At 32.8% G+C, this 26304-nt stretch carries 28 protein-coding genes and 1 tRNA gene; 6 read left to right on the top strand and 23 right to left on the bottom strand.

Features of this window, described 5'->3' with window-relative positions:
* The 18 genes from EG358_RS10080 to EG358_RS10025 all read right to left on the bottom strand — a co-directional run bounded on the left by EG358_RS10080 (position 1) and on the right by EG358_RS10025 (position 14603).
* Positions 1 to 4365: a CusA/CzcA family heavy metal efflux RND transporter gene (locus tag EG358_RS10080; protein WP_076559141.1), complete on the bottom strand. Its 4365-nt coding sequence runs from the start codon at positions 4363 to 4365 to the stop codon at positions 1 to 3.
* 158 nt (positions 4366 to 4523) lie between these two features.
* Entirely contained in the window at positions 4524 to 4829 is a 306-nt protein-coding gene (locus EG358_RS10075; protein WP_228421289.1) for a DUF6660 family protein, read from the bottom strand.
* Positions 4830 to 4955: 126 nt separating this feature from the next.
* Entirely contained in the window at positions 4956 to 6251 is a 1296-nt protein-coding gene (locus EG358_RS10070) for an HlyD family secretion protein (RefSeq protein WP_076559145.1), read from the bottom strand.
* A gap of 85 nt (positions 6252 to 6336) precedes the next feature.
* The gene (locus EG358_RS10065; RefSeq protein ID WP_115950999.1) at positions 6337 to 6540 is read right to left on the bottom strand and encodes a bacteriocin-like protein; all 204 of its coding nucleotides are present in this window, start codon (positions 6538 to 6540) and stop codon (positions 6337 to 6339) included.
* 16 nt (positions 6541 to 6556) lie between these two features.
* Positions 6557 to 6727: a bacteriocin-like protein gene (locus EG358_RS19655; RefSeq protein ID WP_164462480.1), complete on the bottom strand. Its 171-nt coding sequence runs from the start codon at positions 6725 to 6727 to the stop codon at positions 6557 to 6559.
* Positions 6728 to 6879: 152 nt separating this feature from the next.
* Positions 6880 to 7083, bottom strand: coding sequence for a bacteriocin-like protein (locus EG358_RS10060; RefSeq protein WP_076559147.1), 204 nt, complete (start codon positions 7081 to 7083; stop codon positions 6880 to 6882).
* 74 nt (positions 7084 to 7157) lie between these two features.
* Positions 7158 to 7370 (bottom strand): bacteriocin-like protein, encoded by a 213-nt coding sequence (locus EG358_RS10055; protein WP_076559149.1) that lies wholly within the window; start codon positions 7368 to 7370, stop codon positions 7158 to 7160.
* A 112-nt stretch (positions 7371 to 7482) separates the two neighbouring features.
* Positions 7483 to 9678, bottom strand: a complete 2196-nt coding sequence (locus EG358_RS10050) for a peptidase domain-containing ABC transporter (protein ID WP_076559150.1) — start codon at positions 9676 to 9678, stop codon at positions 7483 to 7485.
* A gap of 62 nt (positions 9679 to 9740) precedes the next feature.
* Positions 9741 to 9932: a bacteriocin-like protein gene (locus EG358_RS10045; RefSeq protein WP_123890082.1), complete on the bottom strand. Its 192-nt coding sequence runs from the start codon at positions 9930 to 9932 to the stop codon at positions 9741 to 9743.
* Positions 9933 to 10019: 87 nt separating this feature from the next.
* Positions 10020 to 10208: a bacteriocin-like protein gene (locus EG358_RS20095; RefSeq protein WP_407919820.1), complete on the bottom strand. Its 189-nt coding sequence runs from the start codon at positions 10206 to 10208 to the stop codon at positions 10020 to 10022.
* A 141-nt stretch (positions 10209 to 10349) separates the two neighbouring features.
* Entirely contained in the window at positions 10350 to 10529 is a 180-nt protein-coding gene (locus EG358_RS20090; RefSeq protein WP_204535962.1) for a bacteriocin-like protein, read from the bottom strand.
* 195 nt (positions 10530 to 10724) lie between these two features.
* Positions 10725 to 10922 (bottom strand): bacteriocin-like protein, encoded by a 198-nt coding sequence (locus EG358_RS10040; protein WP_123890080.1) that lies wholly within the window; start codon positions 10920 to 10922, stop codon positions 10725 to 10727.
* 476 nt (positions 10923 to 11398) lie between these two features.
* On the bottom strand, positions 11399 to 11560 hold the full coding sequence (locus tag EG358_RS19900; protein WP_164463126.1) for a bacteriocin-like protein: 162 nt from the start codon (positions 11558 to 11560) through the stop codon (positions 11399 to 11401).
* Positions 11561 to 11572: 12 nt separating this feature from the next.
* The gene (locus tag EG358_RS20085) at positions 11573 to 11719 is read right to left on the bottom strand and encodes a bacteriocin-like protein (RefSeq protein ID WP_407919819.1); all 147 of its coding nucleotides are present in this window, start codon (positions 11717 to 11719) and stop codon (positions 11573 to 11575) included.
* A 33-nt stretch (positions 11720 to 11752) separates the two neighbouring features.
* A complete protein-coding gene (locus tag EG358_RS19650) occupies positions 11753 to 11896 on the bottom strand; it encodes a bacteriocin-like protein (RefSeq protein WP_159436361.1) in 144 nt (47 codons plus the stop codon).
* Between the two features lie 97 nt (positions 11897 to 11993).
* Complete coding sequence (locus tag EG358_RS10035; RefSeq protein WP_076559152.1) at positions 11994 to 13502, bottom strand: vitamin K epoxide reductase family protein; 1509 nt, start codon at positions 13500 to 13502, stop codon at positions 11994 to 11996.
* A 271-nt stretch (positions 13503 to 13773) separates the two neighbouring features.
* Positions 13774 to 14100: a transposase gene (locus EG358_RS10030; RefSeq protein ID WP_076559154.1), complete on the bottom strand. Its 327-nt coding sequence runs from the start codon at positions 14098 to 14100 to the stop codon at positions 13774 to 13776.
* An 80-nt stretch (positions 14101 to 14180) separates the two neighbouring features.
* On the bottom strand, positions 14181 to 14603 hold the full coding sequence (locus EG358_RS10025) for a transposase (RefSeq protein ID WP_076559155.1): 423 nt from the start codon (positions 14601 to 14603) through the stop codon (positions 14181 to 14183).
* Positions 14604 to 14941: 338 nt separating this feature from the next.
* On the opposite strand from EG358_RS10025, the gene EG358_RS10020 reads away from it, so the two are divergent.
* Entirely contained in the window at positions 14942 to 16654 is a 1713-nt protein-coding gene (locus tag EG358_RS10020) for a tetratricopeptide repeat protein (RefSeq protein WP_076559156.1), read from the top strand.
* 115 nt (positions 16655 to 16769) lie between these two features.
* On the opposite strand, the gene EG358_RS10015 is transcribed toward EG358_RS10020, so the two are convergent.
* On the bottom strand, positions 16770 to 17021 hold the full coding sequence (locus EG358_RS10015) for a hypothetical protein (protein ID WP_076559157.1): 252 nt from the start codon (positions 17019 to 17021) through the stop codon (positions 16770 to 16772).
* Positions 17022 to 17653: 632 nt separating this feature from the next.
* Here EG358_RS10015 and EG358_RS10010 point away from each other — a divergent pair.
* Both EG358_RS10010 and EG358_RS10005 read left to right on the top strand, forming a co-directional pair.
* The gene (locus EG358_RS10010; protein WP_228421293.1) at positions 17654 to 19198 is read left to right on the top strand and encodes a PAS domain-containing sensor histidine kinase; all 1545 of its coding nucleotides are present in this window, start codon (positions 17654 to 17656) and stop codon (positions 19196 to 19198) included.
* Positions 19188 to 19553 (top strand): response regulator, encoded by a 366-nt coding sequence (locus EG358_RS10005; RefSeq protein ID WP_083677007.1) that lies wholly within the window; start codon positions 19188 to 19190, stop codon positions 19551 to 19553. The genes EG358_RS10010 and EG358_RS10005 overlap by 11 nt, the downstream gene beginning before the upstream one ends.
* Before the next feature lie 138 nt (positions 19554 to 19691).
* Here the strand turns inward: EG358_RS10005 and EG358_RS10000 are convergent, their stop codons facing one another.
* Positions 19692 to 20138, bottom strand: a complete 447-nt coding sequence (locus EG358_RS10000) for a hypothetical protein (RefSeq protein WP_228421295.1) — start codon at positions 20136 to 20138, stop codon at positions 19692 to 19694.
* A gap of 82 nt (positions 20139 to 20220) precedes the next feature.
* Positions 20221 to 22035 (bottom strand): Ig-like domain-containing protein, encoded by a 1815-nt coding sequence (locus EG358_RS09995; protein WP_076559159.1) that lies wholly within the window; start codon positions 22033 to 22035, stop codon positions 20221 to 20223.
* A 339-nt stretch (positions 22036 to 22374) separates the two neighbouring features.
* Between EG358_RS09995 and EG358_RS09990 the strand changes: the two genes are divergently transcribed.
* From EG358_RS09990 to EG358_RS19645, 3 genes are all read left to right on the top strand, one after another.
* Entirely contained in the window at positions 22375 to 22683 is a 309-nt protein-coding gene (locus EG358_RS09990; protein WP_076559161.1) for a hypothetical protein, read from the top strand.
* A gap of 547 nt (positions 22684 to 23230) precedes the next feature.
* Positions 23231 to 23791 carry an N-acetylmuramoyl-L-alanine amidase gene (locus tag EG358_RS09985; protein ID WP_076559163.1) on the top strand — a complete coding sequence of 187 codons (561 nt, stop codon included), beginning with the start codon at positions 23231 to 23233 and terminating at the stop codon, positions 23789 to 23791.
* A gap of 248 nt (positions 23792 to 24039) precedes the next feature.
* Positions 24040 to 24201, top strand: a complete 162-nt coding sequence (locus EG358_RS19645) for a bacteriocin-like protein (protein ID WP_164462479.1) — start codon at positions 24040 to 24042, stop codon at positions 24199 to 24201.
* A 129-nt stretch (positions 24202 to 24330) separates the two neighbouring features.
* Here the strand turns inward: EG358_RS19645 and EG358_RS09980 are convergent.
* Both EG358_RS09980 and EG358_RS09975 read right to left on the bottom strand, forming a co-directional pair.
* Positions 24331 to 24404: transfer RNA gene (locus tag EG358_RS09980), tRNA-Arg, on the bottom strand.
* Between the two features lie 66 nt (positions 24405 to 24470).
* Complete coding sequence (locus tag EG358_RS09975) at positions 24471 to 26240, bottom strand: TonB-dependent receptor (RefSeq protein WP_076559166.1); 1770 nt, start codon at positions 26238 to 26240, stop codon at positions 24471 to 24473.
* Positions 26241 to 26304 lie beyond the last annotated feature (64 nt).

Raw genomic sequence — 26304 nt, 5'->3', positions numbered from 1 at the left:
TTATTTGTTGATTAAAGAGTTAATGGTGATCACAGACTGGTTTACCTGTTGTATGGATTCCAAATATTTCAGCTGAATATTAGTCGCAGTCTGCAAAGCAAATAAATATTCGACATAAGAGATTTCTCCGGTTTTGTAACCGAGTTGCCCTGCTTTGACGATTTTTTCTGCATTTGGCAAAGCCTGCGCAATGTAATATTGGTATTGCTGAATATCCTGTTGATATTGGCTTAATGCATTTTCCAACTGAGCGGTCAATTGTTTTTGTTGCTGTTTGGCATTAGATTCTGCCATCTGTTTTTGATATTCTAAAGACTGAATTCGTGCTTTGGTCGCTCCAAAAGTCAATGGAATCGCAACTCCGACACTCGCAACACTGAAACGGTTTCCTGCATTATAAAATTTCTCCTGACCATTCAATGTATGAAAACCAATAATCGACTGATTGGTATAGCCTAAAGTGAATTCCGGCAAGCCTTGTGACTTCTCAACGTTTTTGTTCTTATCGGCGATTTCCATTTCCTGATAAAAAGCTTTTACAGTCGGATGATTGGCAATAGCTGTGCTGTCAAGAACATATTCCGCTTTCAACGGTTCATAGCTTTTATTAAGAGGAATCTGAATATCGTCATTTGTATTCAGAAGCATTTTCAGATTTTTGTAAGCATTATTAAGATAAATCTTATTCTGATTTAATAATAAATTGATTTCTCCTTTCTGGGTTTCTGCAGTGCTTATTTCTATTTTCTTGATGTCACCTGCATTAAATCTTACGGTTGCAATTCTGATAAAATCCTGATAAAGACTATCCAATTTCAACAGTTTATTTTGATTATAATGCAGATATTCAATTTGATAAAAATAGGTTCTTACCTGTTTTGCCAACTCATTAACTGTAATTTCACGATTAATTTGCTTTCCTTTTATTTCCTGCGCAATGATTTCCTTTCTCGCTTTAAATAATGTAGGAAACGGAATCGTTTGCGAAATAGAAAACGACTGGTCAAATTTCGGACTGTTGTATTGCCCCAATTGTGCATTAAACTCCATTTTCGGAAGTTCATTGGCCGTTGGTTTTAAGCTTTCAGAAACCTTAACGTCTAAGTCTTTTGATTTTATTGAATGGTTATTATTCAGCGCTATTTCTGTTGCCTCTTCTACCGATAGCGTTTTTGTAGTTTGAGCAGCCATTGTTTGTCCAAACAATAAAAAACCTAAAATAATCACCGTCGTTAAAGGTTTCATTTTGATATTTTTTATTTTGAATTTTGTGCTGAAAATAATATAAAGCATTGGTAAAACGAATAATGTAAGGAAAGTTGCTGTTATCAATCCACCAATAACAACGGTTGCCAATGGCTTTTGAACTTCTGCACCCGCTCCTGTGGAAATTGCCATCGGAAGAAATCCTAACGATGCGACCGCTGCAGTCATCAAAACCGGACGAAGCCTTGTTTTAGTTCCTTCAAAAACACGTTTCAGAATATCGGTTTCACCATCTTTTTCCAATTGATTGAATGTTCCAATCAAAACAATTCCGTTTAAAACCGCAACCCCAAACAAAGCGATAAAACCAATCCCTGCACTAATACTGAATGGCATATCCCGAATAATTAATGCGAAAACACCACCAATTGCACTCATAGGAATGGCTGTAAAAATTAATGCGGCTTGCTTGAAAGATTTAAATGTAAAATATAGCAGCATAAAAATTAACAAAAGAGAAACCGGAACAGCAATCATCAAACGTTTGCTTGCTGCCTGCAAATTCTCGAATTGCCCACCATACGTGAAATAATAACCCGAAGGAAGTTTTATCTTATTGTCTAATTTTTTCTGAATATCATTCACCACACTTTCCACATCACGGTCTTTTACATTAAAACCGATCACAATTCTTCGTTTTCCTTCTTCACGGCTTATCTGTGCAGGACCGAGTTTGTAGCTGATATTGGCAACCTGTGAAAGTGGAATCTGATTTCCTGAACTTGTAGATATCATCAGGTTATTTACGTCATCAATATTGGTTCTGTGAATGCTGTCTAATCGTACGACCAAATCAAAACGTCTTTCGTTCTCAAAAACCAAACCTGCGCTTTTACCCGCAAAAGCCGTACTGAGCGTATTATTCACATCTTCAATATTCAATCCGTAGTTCGCCATTCTTGTTCTGTCGTATTCTACGTTGATTTGCGGAAGTCCGCTAACCCGTTCAATTTGAGGTTTAGTTACCCCTTCAATAGTTTGAATCACATCATTCACCTTTTCTGCATAAATCGCAAGAGAATCCAGGTTTTCACCAAAAATTTTCACGGCAACATCCTGGCGAATTCCAGTCATCAGTTCATTGAAACGCATCTGTATCGGTTGATTTTTCTCAAAGAAAACACCGGGGATATTTTCCAGTTTTTCAGAGATTTCATCAGCTAATTCATCGTAGGATTTTTTTGTTTTCCATTCTTTTTGTGGTTTTAAAACAATAATCATATCCGTTGCTTCCGGTGGCATCGGGTCGGTAGGAACTTCGGCTGAACCTGTTTTTCCTACAACCATTTTCACTTCATCAAATTGCTTAATGATTCTTGATGCCTGCATCGACGTTTCTACACTTTGGGTAAGCGAACTTCCTTGCGGTAAAATACAGTGAAATGCAAAATCTCCTTCCTGCAATTGCGGAATGAACTCACCTCCCATTCTGCTGAATACAAAAATACTAACTGCAAATAATGCAACGGTAGCCGAAACTAAAATGTATTTTAAACGCAGTGCTTTCTGTAATAGCGGCTGGTAAATATTCTGCAGCCTGCGCATCATTTTATCTGAAAAATTTTCTTTTGTGGAAGGCTTTTTAGATAAAAATAAGGCACTCATCATCGGAATGTAAGTCAGTGATAAAATCAAAGCTCCTAAGATTGCAAAACCTACTGTTTTTGCCATTGGTGTGAACATTTTACCTTCTACTCCAACCAAAGTCAGGATAGGAATATAAACGATAAGAATAATGATTTCACCAAATGCTGCGCTGTTTCTGATTTTTGAAGCGGAAAGAAAAACTTCTTCATCCATTTCAGTCTGCGTAAGTTTCTGAGTCGATTTTCTGAGTCCTAAATGATGAAGCGTCGCTTCCACAATAATAACTGCACCGTCTACAATCAGTCCAAAGTCGATTGCTCCAAGGCTCATCAAATTTGCACTTACGCCAAAAACATTCATCATTCCCAACGCAAAAAGCAATGCTAATGGAATTGCGGATGCAACGATTAATCCTGCTCTGAAATTCCCAAGAAATAATACCAGAACAAAAATTACAATCAATGCGCCTTCAATTAAGTTTTTCTCAACGGTATTGATGGCTCTTCCCACCAAATCTGTTCGGTCTAAAAACGGTTCTATAACAACATCTTTGGGTAAAGATTTTTGAATTGTCGGGATTTTTTCTTTCACCAAATTCACCACTTCATTACTGTTGGCTCCTTTCAGCATCATTACAATACCGCCTACAGCATCTACTTTACCATTGAACGTCATTGCTCCATAACGTACCGCACTTCCTAATCTTACGTCGGCAACATCTTTTATAAAAATCGGAACACTAGCTGTGTTGTTCTTTACGGCAATGTTTTTTATATCTTCCAGAGAAGCGACAACGCCAATGCCACGGATGAAGTAAGCATTTGGTTTTTTATCGATATAAGCTCCTCCAGTATTCTGATTGTTTTTCTCTAATGACGTGAAAATATCAGTCACACTTACACCCATTGCTTTCAGTCGGTTAGGGTCAATAGCAACTTCGTATTGTTTCAACTCACCACCAAAACTATTGACTTCCGCTATTCCCGGTGTACCATTTAATTGTCTTCTCACAATCCAATCCTGCATTGTTCGCAGTTCCTGGGAAGTGTATTTGTTTTCGCTTCCTTTTTTCGGATGCAGAATATATTGATAAACCTCGCCCAAACCTGTACTTACGGGCGCTAATTCAGGAGTTCCGATTCCTTTTGGGATTTCCTCTGCAGCTTCTTTTAGTTTTTCGCTGATAAGCTGACGTGCAAAATATATATTAACATCGTCTTTAAAAACAACGGTAATTACCGATAATCCAAATCGGGAAATACTTCTCGTTTCCTCAATATCCGGAATATTGGCGATGCTTTGCTCAATGGGAAAAGTAACCAGCTGTTCTACTTCCTGACCAGCAAGCGTAGGACAAACCGTGATAATTTGTACCTGATTATTGGTAATATCGGGTACAGCATCGACGGGTAATCTGGTCGCGCTCCAAACTCCCCAAATTATCCACAATAAAGTCATTATCCCAACGACTATCTTGTTTTTGATGCTAAATTTTATGATTTTATCTAACATAGAATTTTATTTAATTTTTATTGATCTGCAATCTCATTATGCATTAAATAATTGATGCATTTTTGAGATACAAAGATGACTAAGAACACTATGCAATCATATTGCAAAGTTTTCCTAAAGGTTTTGATGAAAAAATTCTTTCATCTGATCACTAAAAATTAAATTTTGGGAGGTTGCCAAATATGGTCGTAAACCTGATAGGCAATATTGTTTCTATGGAAAAGAATTTTCTTTGAAAAATAGGCTTTTACCTGTAAAGGAACTTCTAAAAAAGGTTCCATTTTAAATGATGTTACCGTAATCTGGCAACAGCTGCAAAAGCAGAAAGGAGAACAGCCATCATCTATATTATGAGAATGAGAATCCTCAGTATTGAGTGAAATTTGGGTATGATTATCTTTTACAGATTCAGCCTTGACATCACTGCACGGCATAATCAGCAGTGCAATGAAATAAATTGTCAATATAAGTCTTAAAAGTTTCACTTAACAAAAATAGAAAAATGGTTTATATAAACTAAACTTTATTGTAGTTCAGTTATTTAAAAGCTCTAATAAAAATACATTAGAGTAGTATGATAATATTTGTTTTTATGATTGATACCCCAATAATTTTCTAATCTGGTAGAAGAATCTTTCAATTAATCTTAAATCCTGTGTAACAATCTCGGCATTTCCTCTAAGCTCTTTGTCGAATTTAAGGGTTTTATTGTATGATGTTTTTAAACCTTTTGGCAGCACAACATCTACGTAATAATTTCCTTTATCATCCGGAATTAATGAGATATTCTGTACTTTCCCTTCGATAATTCCGTATTCCTGAAAGCGATAATTATCTAATTTAATCAACACCTTTTCTCCGGGAATAATTTTCCCCGAATTTGCTGTTGGTACAGACATTCTACCCACCAATTGTTCAGTATTATCCGGTAAAATAGACACTATAGGATCGCCAGCTTTTACAAATTGGTTTTCGCCATAAAACTGCTGAAAACTCGCCATTCCATTGGTAGAAGAAACAATAAGATAACTCTGTTCCCATTGTTTTAAAGATTTTCGCAACTGTTCGAATAGTTGAAGAGTTTGCGACGAATAAGTAATTTTATCTTTTTCTGTGTTGATTGCGGTTCCGCTTTTTGTTTTATTGAAATTAGAAATACTTTCCTGTAATTGAGAAAGAGAAATATTTAAATTTTCTAAGTTTTGCTGAGCCTGCAGATATTTTATTTTTTCAGTTTCGAGTTCTACCGCTGCAATCACGCCTTGATTAAATAATTCCTGAGATCTTTGATAGCTTTTACGGGAAAGCTCGGCCTTTGCTGCTTCCAGATTTTTTTGCTGCTTTAAATTAGCAATTCGGCCTCTGGATTCTGAAATACTCAGATTCGTAGCAATATTTTCTGGGGCATAAGGCTGTAAACGGGTAAATAAATTCTCATCCTGAAAAGCTTTCGCAAAACTGTTGTAATCACTCTGAAGTTCGCCTAATTTAAAATGAGAAGCCTCTTTCACAGGAAAAGAAAGCAGTTGATCCGAAGCAATAGAGTCTACCAGTTTTTTTAGTTTTAAAACATCCTGATAATTTGCTGTAGACTGCAAAACCATCATTACATCACCTTTTTTTACTTTTTGATGATCTTTAATGAATATTTTCTCAATTTTTGAGCTGCTTCTTGCTTCAATTTTCTCCGGTGGATTTTGTGAAGTCACAATAATCGGAGCCGGAACAAATTCCGGATATTTGATGATGTAACTCATCGCAAGAATGAGTAATAGTATAAGTAATATAATGGTATTTCCCCATCGGAACATCCAATGTGGCGGCTCTGTAAGTATATCCTGAACGCTTTCTGAGCGCAGTTCTATGTTGTCTAAAGTGTCTTTCATAATTAAAAACTAAATCCTCAATTGAGGATTTAGTAATCATATTGATGTATATAATAATTTATAATTGCATTCAAAAATTCTATCATTAATCATAACAAACTACTATTTGTCCCATTTTAAAACAACAGTTAGGGAATGAGCAATAAATATAACCTGAAGGACATGTTCCCCCACTTGGAGGAGTCGCATATGGATATTGACCACTGCATTGATCAATTGGGGGTAGCTCTTTATCAGAACCTAAAATTTTACTTAAATCATTTCTATTAATTTTTTTTAAATTTTTCATAATAAATTTGTTTTAATTATACCTCTGGAGCTAAACATATTGGATCTGTGCCATTTGGACAACGATCTAAACACTTTGTGGGTACCCATGCTCCATTAACACGACAGACACCCCAATCATTTTCCCCATAACCTCCACCATGGATCTCTTTTAAATTCTTTTTTGAAAGTTTTTTTAAATTTTTCATAATATATACAGTTATTTTGGTTTTCTTACTCTCTTACAGGTTTTAAGATTATTTTTTAAAAGTTTAATTAATCCTTGTTTTAAGTATTTTAGTAAGTCTCTAAGAAGTCCTCCTATCATTAAGAGGATTTAACTTATAATATTTGTTTGGAATTAATAATCAATACAAGCGTAAGGTCTATTAGATTTAAAACAGCAGCTAGGCAATGAACAGTAAATGTAACCTGCAGGACACGATCCGCTACTTGGAATTCCATTTGGCTGACCGCCACAATCATCAACTGGAATTGGCTCACCGTGACCAGCACCTAAAATTTTACCTAAATCGCTTCTTTTCAGTTTTTTTAAATTTTTCATGATAAATAGTTTGATTTTGATTTCCCTACTCTTTTATAGCTTTTCGGGTAACGCTTTTAATAAATTCCATCTCATTAGAGACCAGTCTGACAATCTTGTGGGTCATACATATTTTGATGTATGCATGATCCTCTTTGCGGGCACCACACTAATTTGCAAGGACAATTATACCCCCCATCTTCTGGTATCTGATCACCAGGAACAAAGTGAGCAAAGCAATCATCAGCACGTCCTCCTCCTTTGATGTCTTTCAATTCTTTTCTTGAGATTTTTTTAAAATTTTTCATATTGGTAAAATATTTTTGATTTTTCCTACTCTCTTATAGCTTTTCGGATAACGCTTTTATTAAGACTTAAATATAAAAAATAATTCCGACATAGATGAATTATTTTTTATATTTAATTACCTAATTCCAGTTGATTTTTAACGAGTCTGTAATATTCTCCTTTTAAAGCTACCAATTCCACATGGTTTCCTTCTTCTACAACTTTGCCTTTATCGAGAACAATAATTTTATCGGCATGTTTTACGGTTGATAATCTGTGAGCAATGACAATCGCTGTTTTTCCTTTAAAGAACTGTTCTAGATTTTCCATAATTACCTTTTCATTATTGGCATCTAAAGCACTTGTTGCTTCATCAAAGAAAATATATTCCGGAGATTTGTAAACCGCTCTTGCAATGAAAAGTCTTTGCTTTTGACCACCACTTACACCGACTCCTTCATTTCCTATTTTTGTGTTGTAGCTTAAAGGTAGATCTTCGATAAACTCTTTAATATTGGCAATTTCTACAGCTTTTCTTAGTTTTGATTTGTCTACATAATCTTCTCCGACTGCAATATTATTAGCAATTGTGTCATTAAAAACATATCCTTCCTGCATCACCACACCACACTGATCTCTCCAGAATCTTGGTGAGATGTTTTTCATTTGGGTATTCCCTATTTTGATTTCACCTTCGTTAGGTTCATAAAACTTCATTAATAATTTCAACAATGTCGTTTTCCCACTTCCGCTGGCTCCAACGATTGCCGTTGTTTTTTGGTGTGGAATATTTAAGTTTAAATTTTCAAAAACAGGAACATCCGCACCGATGTATCTGAAAGACATATTATTGATTTCTATATCTTTATCCGGAATTTCTGTAGCATATTGATCGTCTTTGCTTTCCTCATCTTCTTTATCATGAATTTCGCGTAGTCTTTCTAAAGAAATTTTGGCATCCTGAGTTTGTTTTACAAAATCAATCAATTGCAATAGGGGACTATTCAACTGTCCGATAATGTATTGTACAGAAAGCATCATCCCTAAAGTAAGATTCCCTTCCAAAACCAATTTAGCAGAAAGAAAACTTACCAAAATATCTTTCATTTGGTTGATGAAATTTCCTCCAACCGATTGCCATTGCTCTAATGACAGCGATTTTATTTTTAATTTAAAAAGTTTTACCTGTAAAAATTCCCAATCCCAACGTTTTTGTTTTTCAGCGTTATGCATTTTTATCTCCTGCATTCCGTTGATCAGTTCAATGACTTTACTCTGTTCCTGTGAAACCTGTGAAAATCTTTTATAATCTAATTCTTTTCTTTTTCCGAGAAAAAAAGTAATCCATGCAATATATAAGGTGGCTCCAACTAAATAGACAACAAATAATCTGTAATCATAAAACAGCAATACAATACTGAAAATAATCAGGTTGACTAATGAGAACAATGTATTCAGAGAAGAGTTGGTCAGAAGCTGTTCAATTCTGTGATGGTCATTAATTCTCTGCATAATATCTCCGGTCATTCTTGTATCAAAGAAACTGATGGGAAGTTTCATTAATTTAATAAAGAAATCTGAAATAATTGAAATGTTGATTCTTGTTGAAAGGTGAAGTAAAATCCAGCTTCGGATAACCTCAATTCCCATTCTGCCTAGAAAAAGCATCACTTGAGCGAGAAGAACAAGATAGATAAAATTCAGATCCTGATTCTGAATTCCAACATCCACAATACTCTGAGTAAGGAAAGGAAGAATAAGAGAAAGTAAACTTCCCGCTAATAATCCTACCGCCAACTGAACAATAAGCGATTTATATTTTAACAGATATTTAGATAAAAAAGAAAAACTGGCTTTACTTTCCTGATCGTCAAATTCGGTTTGGAAAAATGCTGGTGTAGTTTCCAGAATCAAAGCAATTCCCTCTTCCGTGTTTTCGTTGGCATTTTCACCAATCCATCTTTTGATAAATTCTTCTCTGGAATAAGTAATCAGTCCGTAGCTCGGATCTGAAATATATACCAAATTATTTTTATCTATTTTATAAACGACTACAAAGTGATTTTTGTTCCAGTGTACAATGCATGGGAAAGGTACTTCTTCAGCTAATGTATTGAAATCGACCTGCACTCCTAAAGAACGGAAGCCCAAATCTTCGGCAGCATCACTTAAACCAAGTAAGCTGCTTCCTTCCCGGGTAGTTTCTGAAAGGTTACGAATCTGTTGCAGGGAAATACTTTTTCCGTAATGTTTGCTGACAATTCTTAGACAAGTAGGGCCACAATCTTTAGAGTCGGGCTGTATGTAATTTGGGAATTTTTTTTTCAATGCTTTATATTAAAAAGACTGTATAAAATACAGCCTCAATTTAAGATATTTTTCAAATGTAATTACCACATGCAATATAATGTTTGCTCACAAAATTCTATAGTATTTAAACAACCGCTACCAGAATGAAGTCTACATTCATCATAAGAAGAAAAACAACTGCTTACATCACGTATATCTAAACATAAATGTGGTTTTCCTCCTCCTTTTAAATTTTTAAGATTTTCTCTTGATAACTTTTTTAGATTTTTCATAACATATTTTTAGTTTTTTCCTACTCTATTGAAGCTTTTCGGATACCGCTATATTTTATCCCAATTTAGGAATTTTTTAAATAACTATCATATGCAATATAATGTTTGACCACAAAATCCTCTAGGTGTACAGCTACTACCTGAATAAAGCCTACAATGATCATAAGATGGATAACAAGTACTTACATCGCTAATGTCATCACATGGTTTATACGGACCTCCTCCTCCTTTTAAATTTTTAAGATTTTCTCTTGATAATTTTTTTAAATTTTTCATAACATATTTTTAGTTTTTTCCTACTCTATTGAAGCTTTTCGGATACCGCTATATTTTTATCCCAATTTAGAGATTTTTAATAAATACAAATATTATATTAAATAAAATTTATATTTTTTAATAATTAAAAACTTTTAGATATTAGTAGCAAGACTTATTGCAATAACGAATGCAAAAACCGCCTGAATTAGGATCATTTACGCATTCAACATTTGTATTGTAGCACTTTACAGATGCTGCTTGCCCTTGTGCACATTCAAGAGTAATTCCTCCCTGTACGCTTTTAAGATTTTCTCTTGAAAGTTTTATTAAGTTTTTCATAAATATAAGATTTGGTTTTCCTACTCTATTGAAGCTTTTCGGATGCCGCTTTAGTTTTATCCCAATTTAGGGATTTTTCAAATTCAAATATTATATTTAATTAAAGAAATATTTAATTTTTCTGAATATTTGTCTGTGATTATAATATATAATTACCTGTTAGATAGTCTAGTATTTTTATTTTTCAAATAACTATCATACACAATATAATGTTTGTCCACAAAATTGTGTAGTTGCACAACCACTGCCTGAATAAAGCCTACAATGATCATAAGAAGAGTAGCAATTACTCACATCACGAATGTCAGTACATAGATCCCATGATGATCCTATTCCTCCTCCTCCTTTTAAATTTTTAAGATTTTCTCTTGATAACTTTTTTAAATTTTTCATAAAATATTTTTTAGTTTTTTCCTACTCTGTTGAAGCTTTTCGGATACCGCTTTACTTATTTCAAATATAAATGAAATATTTTAATCTTCACAATCGTTTTTGTTAAAAAAAGTTAAAACCGACAATTATATGATAACAATATTTCCATCTGTAATCAATTCACTAATAAAACAATGAATAACTTCACAAATAAATTTATCTGCAACATAGAACCGTTAAGTATCTTAGTAAAATAAACCCTGCGAAATTGCTTTAGGTAATCTGAATAATAAACGGATTTTTTCTCATCTTATCTTAATCAATTGCCAACTATAAAATACGTATCTTTTCCTAAGAAAAAATATAATTAACTTAAGAAGAAGTAAAATTTTAAAACAAAAGTTTAGATAATAACAAAATAAAAGAGGCAGATAAGACAGCCTCTTTCTTTAATTAAATATTATGTATTGTAGATAATAATTATTATCTAATAAATTCTAAACATACTGTGGACAAACTACAGCCGGGCAAATCAATTTTGGACATTTAATTTGTCCAGGAGGCGGACAACAGATATTTACGCATTGTTTTACGATTATTCCACCGCTTCCGGTAATATTTTTCATCTGATTTCTTGAAATTTTTTTTAAATTTTTTATAACATTAATTTTTTAAGATTCTACTGGACATGCTATAATACAAATAATATTAGGACATCTTTTTATTCCCGGAGGAGGACAACATGCTTGAGAGCAACCAGAAGCCCCTCCGCTAATGTCTTTCATCTGATTTCTTGATACTTTTTTTAAATTTTTCATAATACTGTAATTTAGTTTGATTTGATGATTAAATTATGGCTGGTTTCCGCCACCGCATCCATCGTATGGCATGCATTTCCATTTTCCGTTGATCAGGCAAATTTGCCCGCCTTGGCAATTAATACCACCTTGAATGGTTTTCATTTCCTGTCGGTTGATTTTTTTTAGATTTTTCATAAAAATTGAATTTGGTAATTTCCTACTCTTTTTAAGCTTTTCGGACCTCGCTTTTAATTCATTTAAAATTAATCAATTTTAATTAAACGGAAATAATTTAAGCAGAAAAATCTTCATCTTCGATCAATTCATTAATAAAATAATGAATGTCTTCGCGATCATACTTATCCGGAAACTGATAACCGTTAAGAATAAAAACTGGTGTAAAAGTAAGTCCGGCAGAACTATTTTCTGATGTCATCTGAATAATATTGGTAAGATTTTGCGGTTGATTGGTTCCCGATTTTTTCTTAATTTCATCCTCATTTCTATTTTCAAACCAGATATCAACAGTATTTAAAAACTCGTGTTGTGATTTGTTTAGATAAATGCTCAAAAAGTCTGAAATAAGCTGGGTATATTTTTCACCGGCACTTTCACCCGAATAATTAAATCTAATCTGTGCAGAAATTTCATCTGGATATTTAGCTAATAAATCTTCAAGAATCTTATGCGCATTTTTACAAAAACCACAATATGGATTGGAAACCACAGAAATGTGAAGTTTTGCATCCTTATTACCTAAGAAAAAAGTGTTCTTATCTGAAAAATCAATTTTCTCATTACTTAAAAGCTCTCTTTTGAACAAATCATAATTTCTTTTGAATCTAAGATTTTTTGCATTCGATTTTTTGAGCTCTTCTTTTTGATTCATCAAATTATTTAGGAAAGCAATTGTAAAAAACAACGAAATAAATGCAATAATACCAATAAAGACAATTGGTATGTAAACTTCTAGACTAAAATAGAAGCTGCTGATTACAATCTGTGAAAGCAGAATAAAAATAATGAATAAACAAACTCTGCACAATGATTTTTCTACGAAAGCCTGTACATACAGAGAATATAAAATAACCAAAACGGAAATTAACGAAATAATTCTTAAAGCAAACTGAGCACTCGGAAACAATAGCCCGATAAAAGTTATTCCCAAGAAATAGATTAAGCTAAAATCAGAAAGCTTCAATCCTAAAATATTGGTCTTGTCTGAAGAAAAAATCGTTGCACATGCACTTTGGGTATTACTGTTTGAAGCGCCACCGCAAATATTGTTAACTACCACAGATTCTTGCCCGAATTTTTGATTAAAAAGTTCTAAAGAAATGTAAATTCCGAGTAAAGACAATAGATTAAAAATGCTTTCGTACCAGGTAAACTGCAAAAACGAATAAAGAAGAATGATCCCGAAAATCACATAAATAAACGGTTTAAAATCGAAAAATGTTGTCGTCTTTACATTCTCCGTTTTTTCAAAAAGAAGCACAAAATCACCTGAGTTTTTATAAAGTTCTTCCTTACTTATATTCTTTACCTTATCAGAATAAATAGTAAACTCACTGTCTTTCTTTTTTACTAGAGAAAAAGAATTATCGACCAAGGCCATGAATTCACTAGGTAATTCGTCCCAATATTCTTTATCCAGCTCATAAGCGTCATTTTTTAAACCCAAAAAATTGAGTGTGTCGCTAAACGCTAAAGCTGAAGGATAATTGGGATGAGAGTTGAACTGGAAATAAAATTCTTGTTTGTCGAGTCTAAAATGATCTATTAGTTTGTCGAAATTCATTGATGATTTGGTCTATAGTTAATGGGATGAAGATAATAAAAATTACTTTATCAGCTAAGAAAATTCAAGAAAATAAGTAACATTTTCTATTTTTAGTTAAACAAAAAACGCCATTACCGTATAAAAATATAAAAACAACGTCAATAGATCTTATTGACATTGTACAGTTTAAATATTCAGAACTGTAATATAGAGTTGCTGAATATTTTATAAAATAATTGAGTGAAAATTATTAAATACTTCTGTTATTACGTATTTTAGATTATTATGATCAGACTAAGAAATACTTTTTCCATTTGGCAACGGTATTTCTGCTGAGTCCATAATGTTTTGCCAGTTCTATATTGCTAAGATTGTTTTTCTTTTGATACTCCAGAATCTTAAAAATTGTTGATTTATCATAAGAACGATGACTCCCGTTTTTTAGCAGTTTATCATTTTGTGTATTTCCAAATAAAATACTTTCAAGTTTAATAACATCCAACTGAGAAAAATTTTCTTTCTCTAATAAAGCTTTTATTACGCTATCTTTTTCCTTATCAGGAAATTTCATTTTTAAAAGGTCTTTATAGATCCTTTGATAATCAGGTCGAATCATTTTTTTGTGTTTTTATTAATAAGATTGCTCTATGTTCTGTATGAGTATAGTTCCAACATTTGCAGTTTACATTTATATATCTAATATTTTTCAATCCACTTCAGCAGAGTGTTTTTAGGAATTTTATATTCTTCCATAATCTCTGCCTTTGTTTTTTTTCCTGTTCTCACAAGCTCTAAAACAAAGTTGATAATCTCTTTGGTGTAGAGATTTTTCCTGAAACTAGGTAAAGAAGTTTTATTTTCGTGACTTCCTGCATTTGGTGACTTTTGTGGAGAAAATAAAATAAGGTGTTGCGAATAGAGCCTGAAAAAATCATATTCAAGAAGTTTGCACCATTTTAACATGATATTGGCAGGAAGATCAACTGACCGGTACATCTCCTCTATTTCATCTTCATTACAATTCATAAAATTACATATTCGGTCATTTTCAATTTTTTTTGTAATGACCTCTTTTTGAATTAAATTTCCAATGTGTATTTTTTTATAATCGAACTTCATTTTTTAATCATCGTTTTCATAAATCATCATTCACAGAATGACTCATCTGTTTTTATTAAATTTTTATTTTCAGACAGAAATTGCTTTTCCCAATCCTGTCGAAAACGAAATTAAATGCTGGAAAATCAAAAAACGAGAATAAAGCCATTAATTAACATTAATAAAACTGATAATAATCAAAAAAAAACATTAATTTTAAAAAAGCAATCAACTGAAAAACAATATTTTAATATAATAAAAGCATTAATTTTATAAAAGTTTTTTTTAAATATTTTTTTTAGTACATCTTTAATAAAAAAATTTTACTGATATTGACACTGTAAAGCCATTTGCCATATATGATTAAATATTTACTCTATTTTTTATTCTTTAGTTTTTTATTTACTTCCTGCAATTCTTCCAGCGAAGATGATTATTTTGATAAATTAAATAAGAAAATTAATACATCTCTGGCTGCTCGAAAAGAAGATCGTCATGTTATTATTAAAAGATTTTATAATGAAGAACTGCAAAAATATAATGAAGACAAAAAGCAGCTTTATCTCATCAGCAGTAAATATGTAAATGTGCTTTACTTCGCTGATAAAAGAAATGAGCAGATTCCGCTTGTGTATGAACTTTTAAGACTGAGTGACGGGAAGTATAATTATGTAAGTATTACCTGTAATTACAATCTGGCAACTCAGTTTGAGACCAGTTCTCCCGATTGGTCTATGCGGCATATCAATGAAGCAATAGAACTCAATGAAAAAGTAGGAAACAAATATTATCTTCCTCATTTATATCATTTTAAGGGCAGACTGTTGTATAATAAAGCAGACTATCCCAATGCATTGGTTTTCTTTAAAAAAGCTTTAAATACTTATAACAAAAAGAAAGAACTGCTCTATATTGCATCAATGCATAATAATTTTGGAATGTGTTATGCAAAAATGGGAAAACTGAATCTGGCTATTTCGGAAACTAATAAAGCTATACAGATATTAACACAGAAAAACATATTAAATAATGAGCAAAGGGTTTTTGTATATTATATGAAGGGCAGCCTTGCTCAATATTATTTAGAACTAAAAAAATATGATATTTCTGAAAAATTATTCTTAGAAAAATGGAGTTTTTCCTTTAAAAACGGAAACAACAGAATGGCACTTTTTGCCGCTAAAGATATTTTGAATATCTACGATATTACAGGCAAGAGATCTGATGAAGATGAAATTATCGAATCTCTTAAAATTATCGAACCTAAGCTGGAAAAAGTAGAAGATAAAATCATTTTGACCAAACTGATTAAAGATTATTATTTAAGAAATGATAATTTCAAAGATTTTAAAGGCATTTCGATGAAATTAGCAGATCTCAATGATGAGCAGGATCATTTGTCTCAAAAAGCGCTAAGTGAAACAGTAGATGCCATTGACAGCTATATCATTAAAGAGATCAATAAAGATAAAGAAGATCAAAAGAAGCAAAACGTCTTCCTGATTTTTTTCATATTCCTTATATCGGCTGTTTTTACGGGTTGTATAATCATTTTGAGAATGAGAAAAAAGAAAAAAGAAGAACTTACAGAAAAAGAAAAAATAATATTTGAGACTTCAAAAGAAATTCTAGAGAAAGATCTTCAATTGCAAAAAGAAAAGGTAAAGAATCTTCATCTTAATCTCAATCTGAAAACAGAAACCCAAAGGGCATTTTTGGAAAATTTGAAAAAGATAAAGAAAACGAAGAACATCGAGCCTGAGGAAATTTTAAGAGATCTACAATTTAAAATAAATAATTTAATACAGCTTGATAAAAAAGACATTGAGCTGATTAATGAAAGTTCACTGGAGAATAAATTATTCATGGATAATCTTTCTGAAAGGTTTCCTGTTCTTACTCAGCAGGAGCTGAAGCTCTGCGTTTATTTTAAACTCAATTTATCTGGAAAGGAAATTGCTCTTTTGGAGAAATTCACAGTAGGAAGTATCAGAGTTTATAAAGCGAAAATAAAATCAAAAATCGGATTGCCCAAAGAAGAAGACCTAAGTGAATTTTTGAATACAATTTAGAGGAAGAATTTCAGATTAGATCTGGCTATTGTGTCTATAATAAATTAATAACTACACGTTAGTGTTGCAGATTAAAGAAAATTATACCTGCCAAATTACACATTGTTACACGCCGCTACTTATTTGCAAAATCTTTTAAGGTAACGGTTTTGCTATCCGGTGAAATCTCTGTTCTATACACCGAAAAATTTCCATCAACAGAGTACTGTCTGCAGTCAGGCTCTTTATGATCTTTATAATCTTTAAGAAACTTCTCCATTTCTTGATAAGCTGCCGGAACTACAATATATTGTATATCCTTATGATTATATTCGGCAGCGTATTCCTGTAACTTTAAAGTTCTAGCCAATGCTTCTTTGTAATTCATCCTAAATCGTATCTAAATTATATTGAACTGTTATATTCAAATAATATTCTGTTAATCTGATTTGGTGTTAAAATGAAAATTTGATGAAAATAATCTCAATCCATTATACCATCATTAAGTAATAATCAATTATTATTAAAAATGCATAACTCGACAAAGATAGAATATTTCACCAATTGAAATAATTTTTTTTATGATTTTTTTAACAAATAATAATTTTGTAAATAAAATTACTAAATACAAAAAGAGAATAATATCAAACTATTAAAAAAAGACTGAATATTAAATATTTACATTAATAATAAACTTTAAAATTGCTTAATTTTCTGTAATCATATTTATAATATCGGGCTCTGTTATTATACCTGTCATATTCGTCAAATAGAACATATTTTTCAAAATCATATACTATATCAAATTTGAGATTAAAGATGGTGAAACAATTGTCAAGTGGAAATTTAATTCACAGGCGAATGCAATTAATAATCATAAAAATTTAAAAATAGTAAACCCGAATAGCACCAATTAACAGATCTGGCGCAAATTTTGGTTAAACAAAAAGTGAACTTGAAAATAATTAAAGTCAAATCTGCAGTTCCGATTTTTAATTATTTATTTAAAACAGAAAGATTTTGGAAACAATATACGACCATCTTAATTCGATTAATGACAATCTGGATAACAACATTTATCTTCAGGCATTGAATTCTGCAAAATCGGGAATTATCATTACTGACAACCGACAGCCAGATAATCCAATTATCTATTGCAATAAGTCTTTTGAAGAAATTACAGGCTATTTGCACAATGAGATAATTGGTCATAATTGTCGTTTTCTGCAGGCACAAGACCGCACCCAACCTGAACGGGAAATGATAAAAGATGCGGTAAAAAATGGTAAAGAATGCCATTTGGAAATCCGGAATTACAGAAAAAACGGAACATTATTCTGGAACGAACTTATCATATCTCCAGTAAGGAATAAAGAGGGCGAGGTAACTCATTTTATCGGAGTTCAAAATGATATTACCGACAGAAAAAAAGCAGAAAATGAATTACGGGAAGAAAAAGCGTCAGCTGAAAAAAAGATCCTCGAACGTACCAAGGAACTTCATGATAATGAAGCATTTCTTTCGAGTATTATTCAAACCGTAAGAGAATCTCTTTTAGTATTAGATTCCGATTATAAGGTCTTGAGTGCCAATACTCACTTTCTGAATTCTTTCAAAGTAACACCGGAAGATACGGTTGGTAAGATACTTTTTGAATTAGGAAATCATCAATGGGATATTGAACCTTTAAAAGAGCTTTTAACGAAAATTCTTCCAACAAATAATCCTGTAATCGATTTTGAGGTAGAACACGACTTCCCTTATATCGGAAGAAAAATTATGCTGGTTAATGCCTATCGAGTAGAGTTTGAAGGTCAGTATAAAGACAGAATATTGATTGCAATTGAAGATATTACCGAAAAAAAGGAAATTGACCGTAGAAAAGATGATTTTCTTTCTATTGCAAGTCACGAATTGAAGACACCGTTAACTACAATTAAAGGATTTGTACAGCTGCTTAAGCGAATGGCTCCTGAAGAAGCTTCAGACAAGTTCTTAACTACTTTAGATAAAGTATCTGTAAATGTTGAAAGGCTAAATAATTTAATTTCTGAGCTATTGGATACCTCCAAAATACAGTCTGGAAATATTGAGATACATAATGAACCTTTTAAAATTGACACCCTGATCAGAGATACCGTGGAGAATCTTTCTCTGGCAACGGATTACAAAATTAACATCAGCAGCAATACCAATGCTACGATTTTCGGGGATGAGCTGCAAATCTCTCAGGTAATCAATAATTTGATTTCAAATGCTATCAAATATTCACCCGGATCTGATAAAATTGATGTTTACTGTAACAGGGTCGGTCACTTTGTAAAGGTTTCAGTAACAGATTACGGGATGGGAATCAGCCCGCAGGATCAGTCTAAAATATTTGAAAGATTTTTCAGAGCTCGAGATATTCAGAAAAAATTTCCGGGAATGGGAATTGGCCTTTATATATGTCATGAGATCATCGCCAAGCACAATGGTACACTTTGGGTAGAAAGTGAAATTGGTGCAGGTTCTACCTTTAATTTCACATTACCAATTATAAAAGAAAATAGAAATGGAAGGTAAAAAAATAATGATCTGCGATGACGATGACAGCATACTGGAAGTTCTTCAAATGATGCTTGAGTTTGATGGATACACCGTTTTTCTGGAAAACAACAGCACCAATCTGATTAAACAAATAAATAATGTAAACCCCGATCTTTTGCTGATGGATCTTTGGATGCCGGTACTTTCGGGAGATCAATTGCTTAAAACAATCAGAACGACAAGTGAGTTGAAAAACTTACCTGTAATTATTTTTTCAGCGAGTGTAGATGGTAAGGAGATAGCTAGTAGTGCAGGTGCAGATACGTTTATCGCAAAACCATTCGATATGGACGATATTTCTTCCAAGATAGAAGGATTACTTGTAGGATAGCTTATTGTTACTATTCTACAAGTAATTTTCACTTTTTATAGTTTTTAATAAATCTTTTAGATATAAATTTCTTACAGAATTTAAACGTATAATTTTTGCACGATTCTAAATTATTCACACGTAGATTTTACCTGAAACCTATTTCCAATAACTCCAGTTGAGCCCGTCAAAAACTGCTATCGAATTGCTTACCGTATCGTAGCACATCATCCCGGGATAAGGACTCAAAACAGATTCATGAGGATTTTTAATATGAGGAAGTACTAAAGCCTTGTTTGAAGATTCAAAAATCAATACTCCTTTTGCAGCACTTGAAGCTGAACCGATGATAACACCGTTACCTACTTCATTTCCGCTTGCAGGTACCAATGCAGCAACACTTCCCTCATCTGACATATCTTTCCAGGTACCATTTTCATAAAACTTTGTTTTGCTGCTTTGTTTATCAAAAATAAATGTTCCGTTTTGAGAATTTGCCGGTGACAGAACTGTATTTACAGCCGGTAAAATAATGCCTTTGGTATTGGAAGTATCGTTTGTCGCAGTATTGCCTGCAAATTCCATCAATGATCCGATTCCTGACAATTCTGTTTTCCCTATCGCTACCTATGCATTTGCGATGGAGAAAAATGCAGTGATTGCTAATATTAGAGTTTTTTTCATCTTTTTAGTTGGGTTCGTTACAGGTTCTTTTGATACAATTCCAGCCGGAACCGTTGTAAAGTTTTACACATTGGGCAGTAATGTCATAAACAATCATTCCTTTCTTAGGCTCCAAAACAGCTGATGAGTTTGAGACCCTGCTGATGACCATTCCTTTATTCGTAGAATTAAGCGCTACAAAACCGTTAGGAATTCCTCCCTGAGATATTCCGGGGCCTTCAGGCCAGTTCTTGTGCCTTTCAGATAGTGTTGAAATACCCAAATTGGTATAAGATGACGGTGTACCCGCTGTTCCAGGTTTAAAGCAATAGTTAACATCGATACTTATATTTGCCGCATTACTTACAAGTCCTGCATTATCCTTAATTGTATATTGTACAGTTGATGCAGTATTATAAAAGTTTTGCGCAGGCGTAAATGTCAGAATTCCAAAATTATCGACATTCCAAGTTCCCTGATTAGTAATCGTAAAGCCCTTAACATTTCCACCCGTATTTACAATATTGATTGAATTTCCCGGCGGTATCAGGTTTATACTTGCAGGAACCAGCACTCCACCATCAAAATCATTATCATTAGCAATTAGATTAAAAGTTTTTGTGATGTTTTTAGGAGCAGCTAAAATATCATTCCCTGCAACAGGAGGACGGTTTATACCAAAATTATTTCCTTGTGACGACCCTGTAGAAAGTACAGCAGATATACTATTGGAGGTAGTTCCCATACGATTTCCAACAACAGAAAAACCTTGTGGCAAGTTCAATTGTATCGTGTAAGGTCCCGGATAGGTATTGGTGTTAATATTATCGAAAAAATAAAATCCTGAGCTGTTTGTAACGGCATTTTTCACCAAAGTTCCATTGCTGTATAGATTTAATGATACTCCATTAATTCCTACTCCATCTGGTGTACCTGCATTATTATCATTATAAACAGAACCATTGAAACTTGCAGCAAATGTAATCGATTGCTCATTGTAAGCACCTATAAAAGCCAAATCAGATGATCCTGAAAATGTCTGTATAAGCTGTACCGCTTGTGAATAATTGCTACTGGTAATTCCAAATTCTGACCAGTCAGCAGCTAAAACACGAATCACCCTAGTACATGAATTAGAGGTGTTTGCGTTGTAGGTGGGAGGATTTGTATTGGCATTATAAAATTTCCAGCAGGCATTACCGATAACCGGCACCGAACTGAACGAAACCACATAGGGAGTTCCTACGTTCTGGCCTGCCTGGTTTACAAATCTGAAAGTATCAGGCAATGTTGTATTATTTATTGTTCCAACCTGAGTAAAAATCAAGTCCGGGACATTATCACCAATCGAAGAAGGTACAATTCCCAACGTGTTCAGACTAATGCTGGATCCTGAAGTAATATTGAACAAAGCTGTACCCAGATCAAGCCCTTGAACTCCATCGGAAAGATACTGTACCAAGTTGTTATTAACGGGAAGAGGCGATACATTACCAGCACCTCCATACATCTGCCCCACCCCTATATAAGTATCGCTGTTGGGAGTAGGAATTGTATATGCCGGCAACGCAATATAGCTGCCAGCAGTGAAAGACACTCCTTTCGTGTTAAGAATTCCGTTGTTGACACCGGTGCTAAAGGTTTTTTCGGGAAGCGGTCCTGCACCATCAGGATCCCAAGTAAATGCTAGTAAATTATGACTGTTGTCTGGCTTTGTAACTGCACTGGTTTCACTATCCCAAAATCCTGCATAATCAGAGTAGATTCTCGACACGGGTTTTTGAGCAAATAATAGTGAGCAGCTTCCTAGTCCAGCCAGAACTAAGAGGTACTTCATCATTAAAAAATTTCAGTTTTCAGGCACAAAATTAGATAAATCAATCATAAAAATAAAAATCTAAAGTGACGATTTCCCAAAAAAGTGAATCTTATCATATATTAAATCTATTAACAATAAATTTGATTTTTTGTTGAAAATATTTTTTTTTATGCTAATCATTGAATTCTTTAAATACCTGATACCACAAGATTTAAATTATATCTGCAATGTCAATTATAAATTTGAATAATCTCATCTGATGCATGATCATAATTAGAGCTTTTAATGAATATCAAGCGATTACCAGAAGCTCAAAATTGTTCTCATTTAATTTTTTTACATTTGTTTTATCTAAATTTTATGAAAAAACTTACCCACTTTAAGGCTTTAATCAATTACCATAAAACAGAAAAAGGAGGATTGGTTACGCCGGTATCTACAGGATTTCGTGCGTCTTTCAAATTTCCTTTCGAATTAGTATCGTATCTAGGAGTTCAGACATTTACCGAAAACGAACTTATTTTTCCCGGAGATTCTATTGCTGTGGATGTTACTTTAATCGGTGCTGAACTATTCCTCGGAAAATTATATACAGGAATGGACTTTGAAATTTCCGATAATTCAGGGATTATAGGAAACGGATTAATTACCGAGCTTTATTCTAAATAAATCTTAACTTCTGTGATAATAATCTTAACTTTTTATTTTTAATTGAGTTTTTGTATTATCAATTTACAGAACCATAAAAAAACCGAGCCTTAGATAAGACTCGGTTTTTCTGATAATATAATGTAAATTTTGGTGTCAATGTATTCTTCTTAAAATAAATTGTAGAGAACAGGGTTCTTTTTTCCTAGAGTTTAGAACCCTGATGTTCTACATGAAAACTGAATGATGAAAAATTTTTATACTTTATGATTTGGTGTCATGTTTAATGTGTAACAAATATATAATCATAAAATATCGTTTGCAAGAAACCGTTGGAGCCATTTATAAATATTGACGTAAAAATTCGTAAATAATCACTTCATTTATAGTGATAAACAGTTATTAATTAGACTTTTAACAAAATAATTTAAACAATATAAATAAGTGATAAAGTTCATTTAAAAACCTCAATAATTAGACACTATTTTAATAATACCCCATATAATAGTGTTTCAAATTTTTGACAGACCGTAAATTCTTGGTAAATTAGTAGCACAAAACTATTGCCATGATCTTATCACCTTTAAAAATTTTTCCTTCTGCAGGACACAATAATAAGGATTCCGGTGCTGTAAAAAATGGATATCGTGAAGCCGACCTTACAAAGGAAGCCAGAAATAACATTGCTCGTAGAAGTAAAGCTGAAGACCTGATTATGGATGAAGACTGGGAAACAAATTCTCAATACCAAAGCAGGATAAAACCCGGTAAAGGATCTGTTTTGTTAGATATCCATTTTAACTCTGCAGCCTCTCTTGCAAGCGGTACTGAATGCTACATCACAGCAACAGATTTTAATAATAAAAATTCTCTCTCTTACAAAATGGCGGATGAAATTTGTAAGATAACTGCAAAGGTTTTGCGTATTCCAAACCGTGGTGTGAAATCGGATAATCTAAGCCAACATTCACGTATAGGAATTTTGCATTTAGGAGCAGGTGTTTCTGTACTTTGGGAAATATGTTTTATCTCTAATAGTAAAGATATGAACTCGTATCAGGCAAATAAAGAAGAACTGATGAAAAAAGTAGCAGAAATCCTGAAAAAGTATGACGAGAGGATACTCTGAAAACGTTGTTGTGAAACTTTATAGATGCGAAGTGGATTTTTTAAAGAATTCTCTGTTTATTATACTTAGAAAATTCAGAAAAGTTAGACTCAGGTTGTCAAAAAAGTTCATTCCCATTTAAAACAATTAAAAATAGAATAATATAATTTTTGATTAAGATTTTCATTAAAAAAAATATTTAGTAAAGTATATTATAATCCATATTTTAATTATATTTACAGTATCATCAATTTTTAAATATAAAAGATATGAAAAACTTAAAAAAACTAAGCAAAGATCAATTAAAAGGTATTTCAGGAGGCGGAATTAAGCCATTACCAGAACCAGAATTTTGCATGTATTATTGCAATGGTGTTGTCATTTGTGCAACTTGCAGCAATGATTTCAAATGTCCTGATGATTCGATGTAAGTCATTTATTGTTAAAAAAACGCTCCAAAATGGAGCGTTTTTTTATGATAAGATTTTTTATAGCATTATTGAGATCGTCTCTATAAACAAAAACAATCTACTGTAATACAGCAGATTGTCTATTTAAAGTGACTTCGAAGGGATTCGAACCCCCAACCCTCGGAGCCGAAATCCGATATTCTATCCAGTTGAACTACGAAGCCATTTATGTTTTAGTGTCTGAGAGTGGTAGGGTTTCAGAGTTTCTGTAGCTCTACCACTCTCCCACTCTAAAACGTGATTTTCACACCTCCCACTACCTGCGCACCAAGAACTTTGTATCCTTTATACGTTTGGTATTTTGAGCTTAGAAGATTGTTTCCGAGTGCAAAAATACTGAAATTTTTGTGAATTTTGTACTCTGCAGATAAGTTTAAATCAGCATATCCACCAACTTTATCATTCGTATCTTCAGTCGACTGGAAAATCATAGACGGACTTCCCACTCCTTCAAGCATATACGAATTTGTAGTTCTGTCTGTTGCGAAAATTCCTTTGAAACCTAAAGACAATTTTTTCTCAAACATCGTGTATTTTGCACCGATACTTCCCGTAACTAAAGGAACGTTATAAATATTTTCGTAATTCTTTAAATCATATTTTAAAAATCTTACATCAGCATCTACAATTAAGTTTTCTAAAGGAAAATATTGTAAACTACCTTTAATGTCACTCACATTTCCATCGTCATAGACTGCTGAGAACGTATTGGCAAAATCGTAACCAGGTCTGTCTAAAGTAAATTCATTGGTAAAAAGATTATTTGCTCCGAAGAACATAATATTTTTCATTTTTCCAAATCCGGCAGAAACATCATATTTAAAAGTTTCGTCGATATCTCCTCTCAAACCTGCATAAAAATGATACTGTGTTTCAGTTGGTCTCAACATTTGATCGGAAACCAAGAATGGATTTTCCTGCAACAATTCAGCATACGTATTTAGTTTTAAACCACCGTCAACTCCACCGTAGAATTTAAATTCTTTAGAAGCAGCCACCTGAAATTCAGCCTGTGGAAACCAATATGTTTTATTATTTTTAAGTTCTTCTGCTAAAATTAAATTAGAATTTCTTGCATTTAAAAAATTAAATGAAGAACCCAACATTAAGTAAGATTCACCTTTTGCAAAAGTAACTTTCGGAGCTAGACTTGCGTTAAAAAACGTTGCCGCATTTTCATCTCTTATTTTAAAATCAGTTTTTACCGTTTCTAAACCTAATCCTAAATCAGCATTCATTACAATTCCGTTGTCTGAAAGCTTTACAGCATGCTTTGAAAGATTAGCTAAAATGGAAGCCTGATTTTCTTTTGCATCAAAATGATCGCTCAGAAATGAAGATTTTACTCTTACATCATTCAGGATTTCATTAGAATAAAAATCATAGTAACCGTTTACTTTAAACTGATTTACTTTTTGTTGTAAATCTACGTCAGCTGAAGGATTTACGGCATAAATCCCATAATAATTATAGTTATTTAAGCCATATTCAGCATTAACATTTATTTTTCCTTTTTCTCCGTAAGAGTTTAAGAAAGCGCCTAATGTTGCCGAGCTTTGCTTAGAATCCCAAGGATAAACTTTTTTCAGACCGTTCGTCGATAAAACATGAACATCGGCACCCACTTCCAGCTTATTTTCAAGCGTTGTAGAAATATTGGCATCGGCTAAAATCTTCCCGTAATTCCCCATTCCGAATTGGAAATAATTATTTTGAGCCGTTCCGTCAAATTTCGGAGTCACATCTTCACCCTGAATGGTAGAAGTTTTAAAATCTGAAACTGCAGGAACATCCGTAATCGTATATCTTACAGGATTTGCTGATTTCTCTTCAGGCGGATAGTTTTTCTCTATCACTACAGAAGTTTTCTTCTTCTCGATTTTCTTTACTTCCGGTTCTCTTTTCTTATTAAGAATCAGCTTTTCTTCCTTGATCTGAGAAAACGCCACAGACGAAATTCCTAGAAATAATATAGATAGTATTTGAATTTTCTTGTTCATATATATTGTATTAATGTATAAAGTAAAAAGTATAAATGATCAAATTGCATGAATACATTTTACA

The sequence above is a fragment of the Chryseobacterium indoltheticum genome (genome assembly GCF_003815915.1).
GTDB lineage: Bacteria > Bacteroidota > Bacteroidia > Flavobacteriales > Weeksellaceae > Chryseobacterium > Chryseobacterium indoltheticum.
The sequence above is the reverse complement of the archived record's forward strand: the minus strand, read 5'-3'. Positions and strand labels throughout refer to the sequence as shown.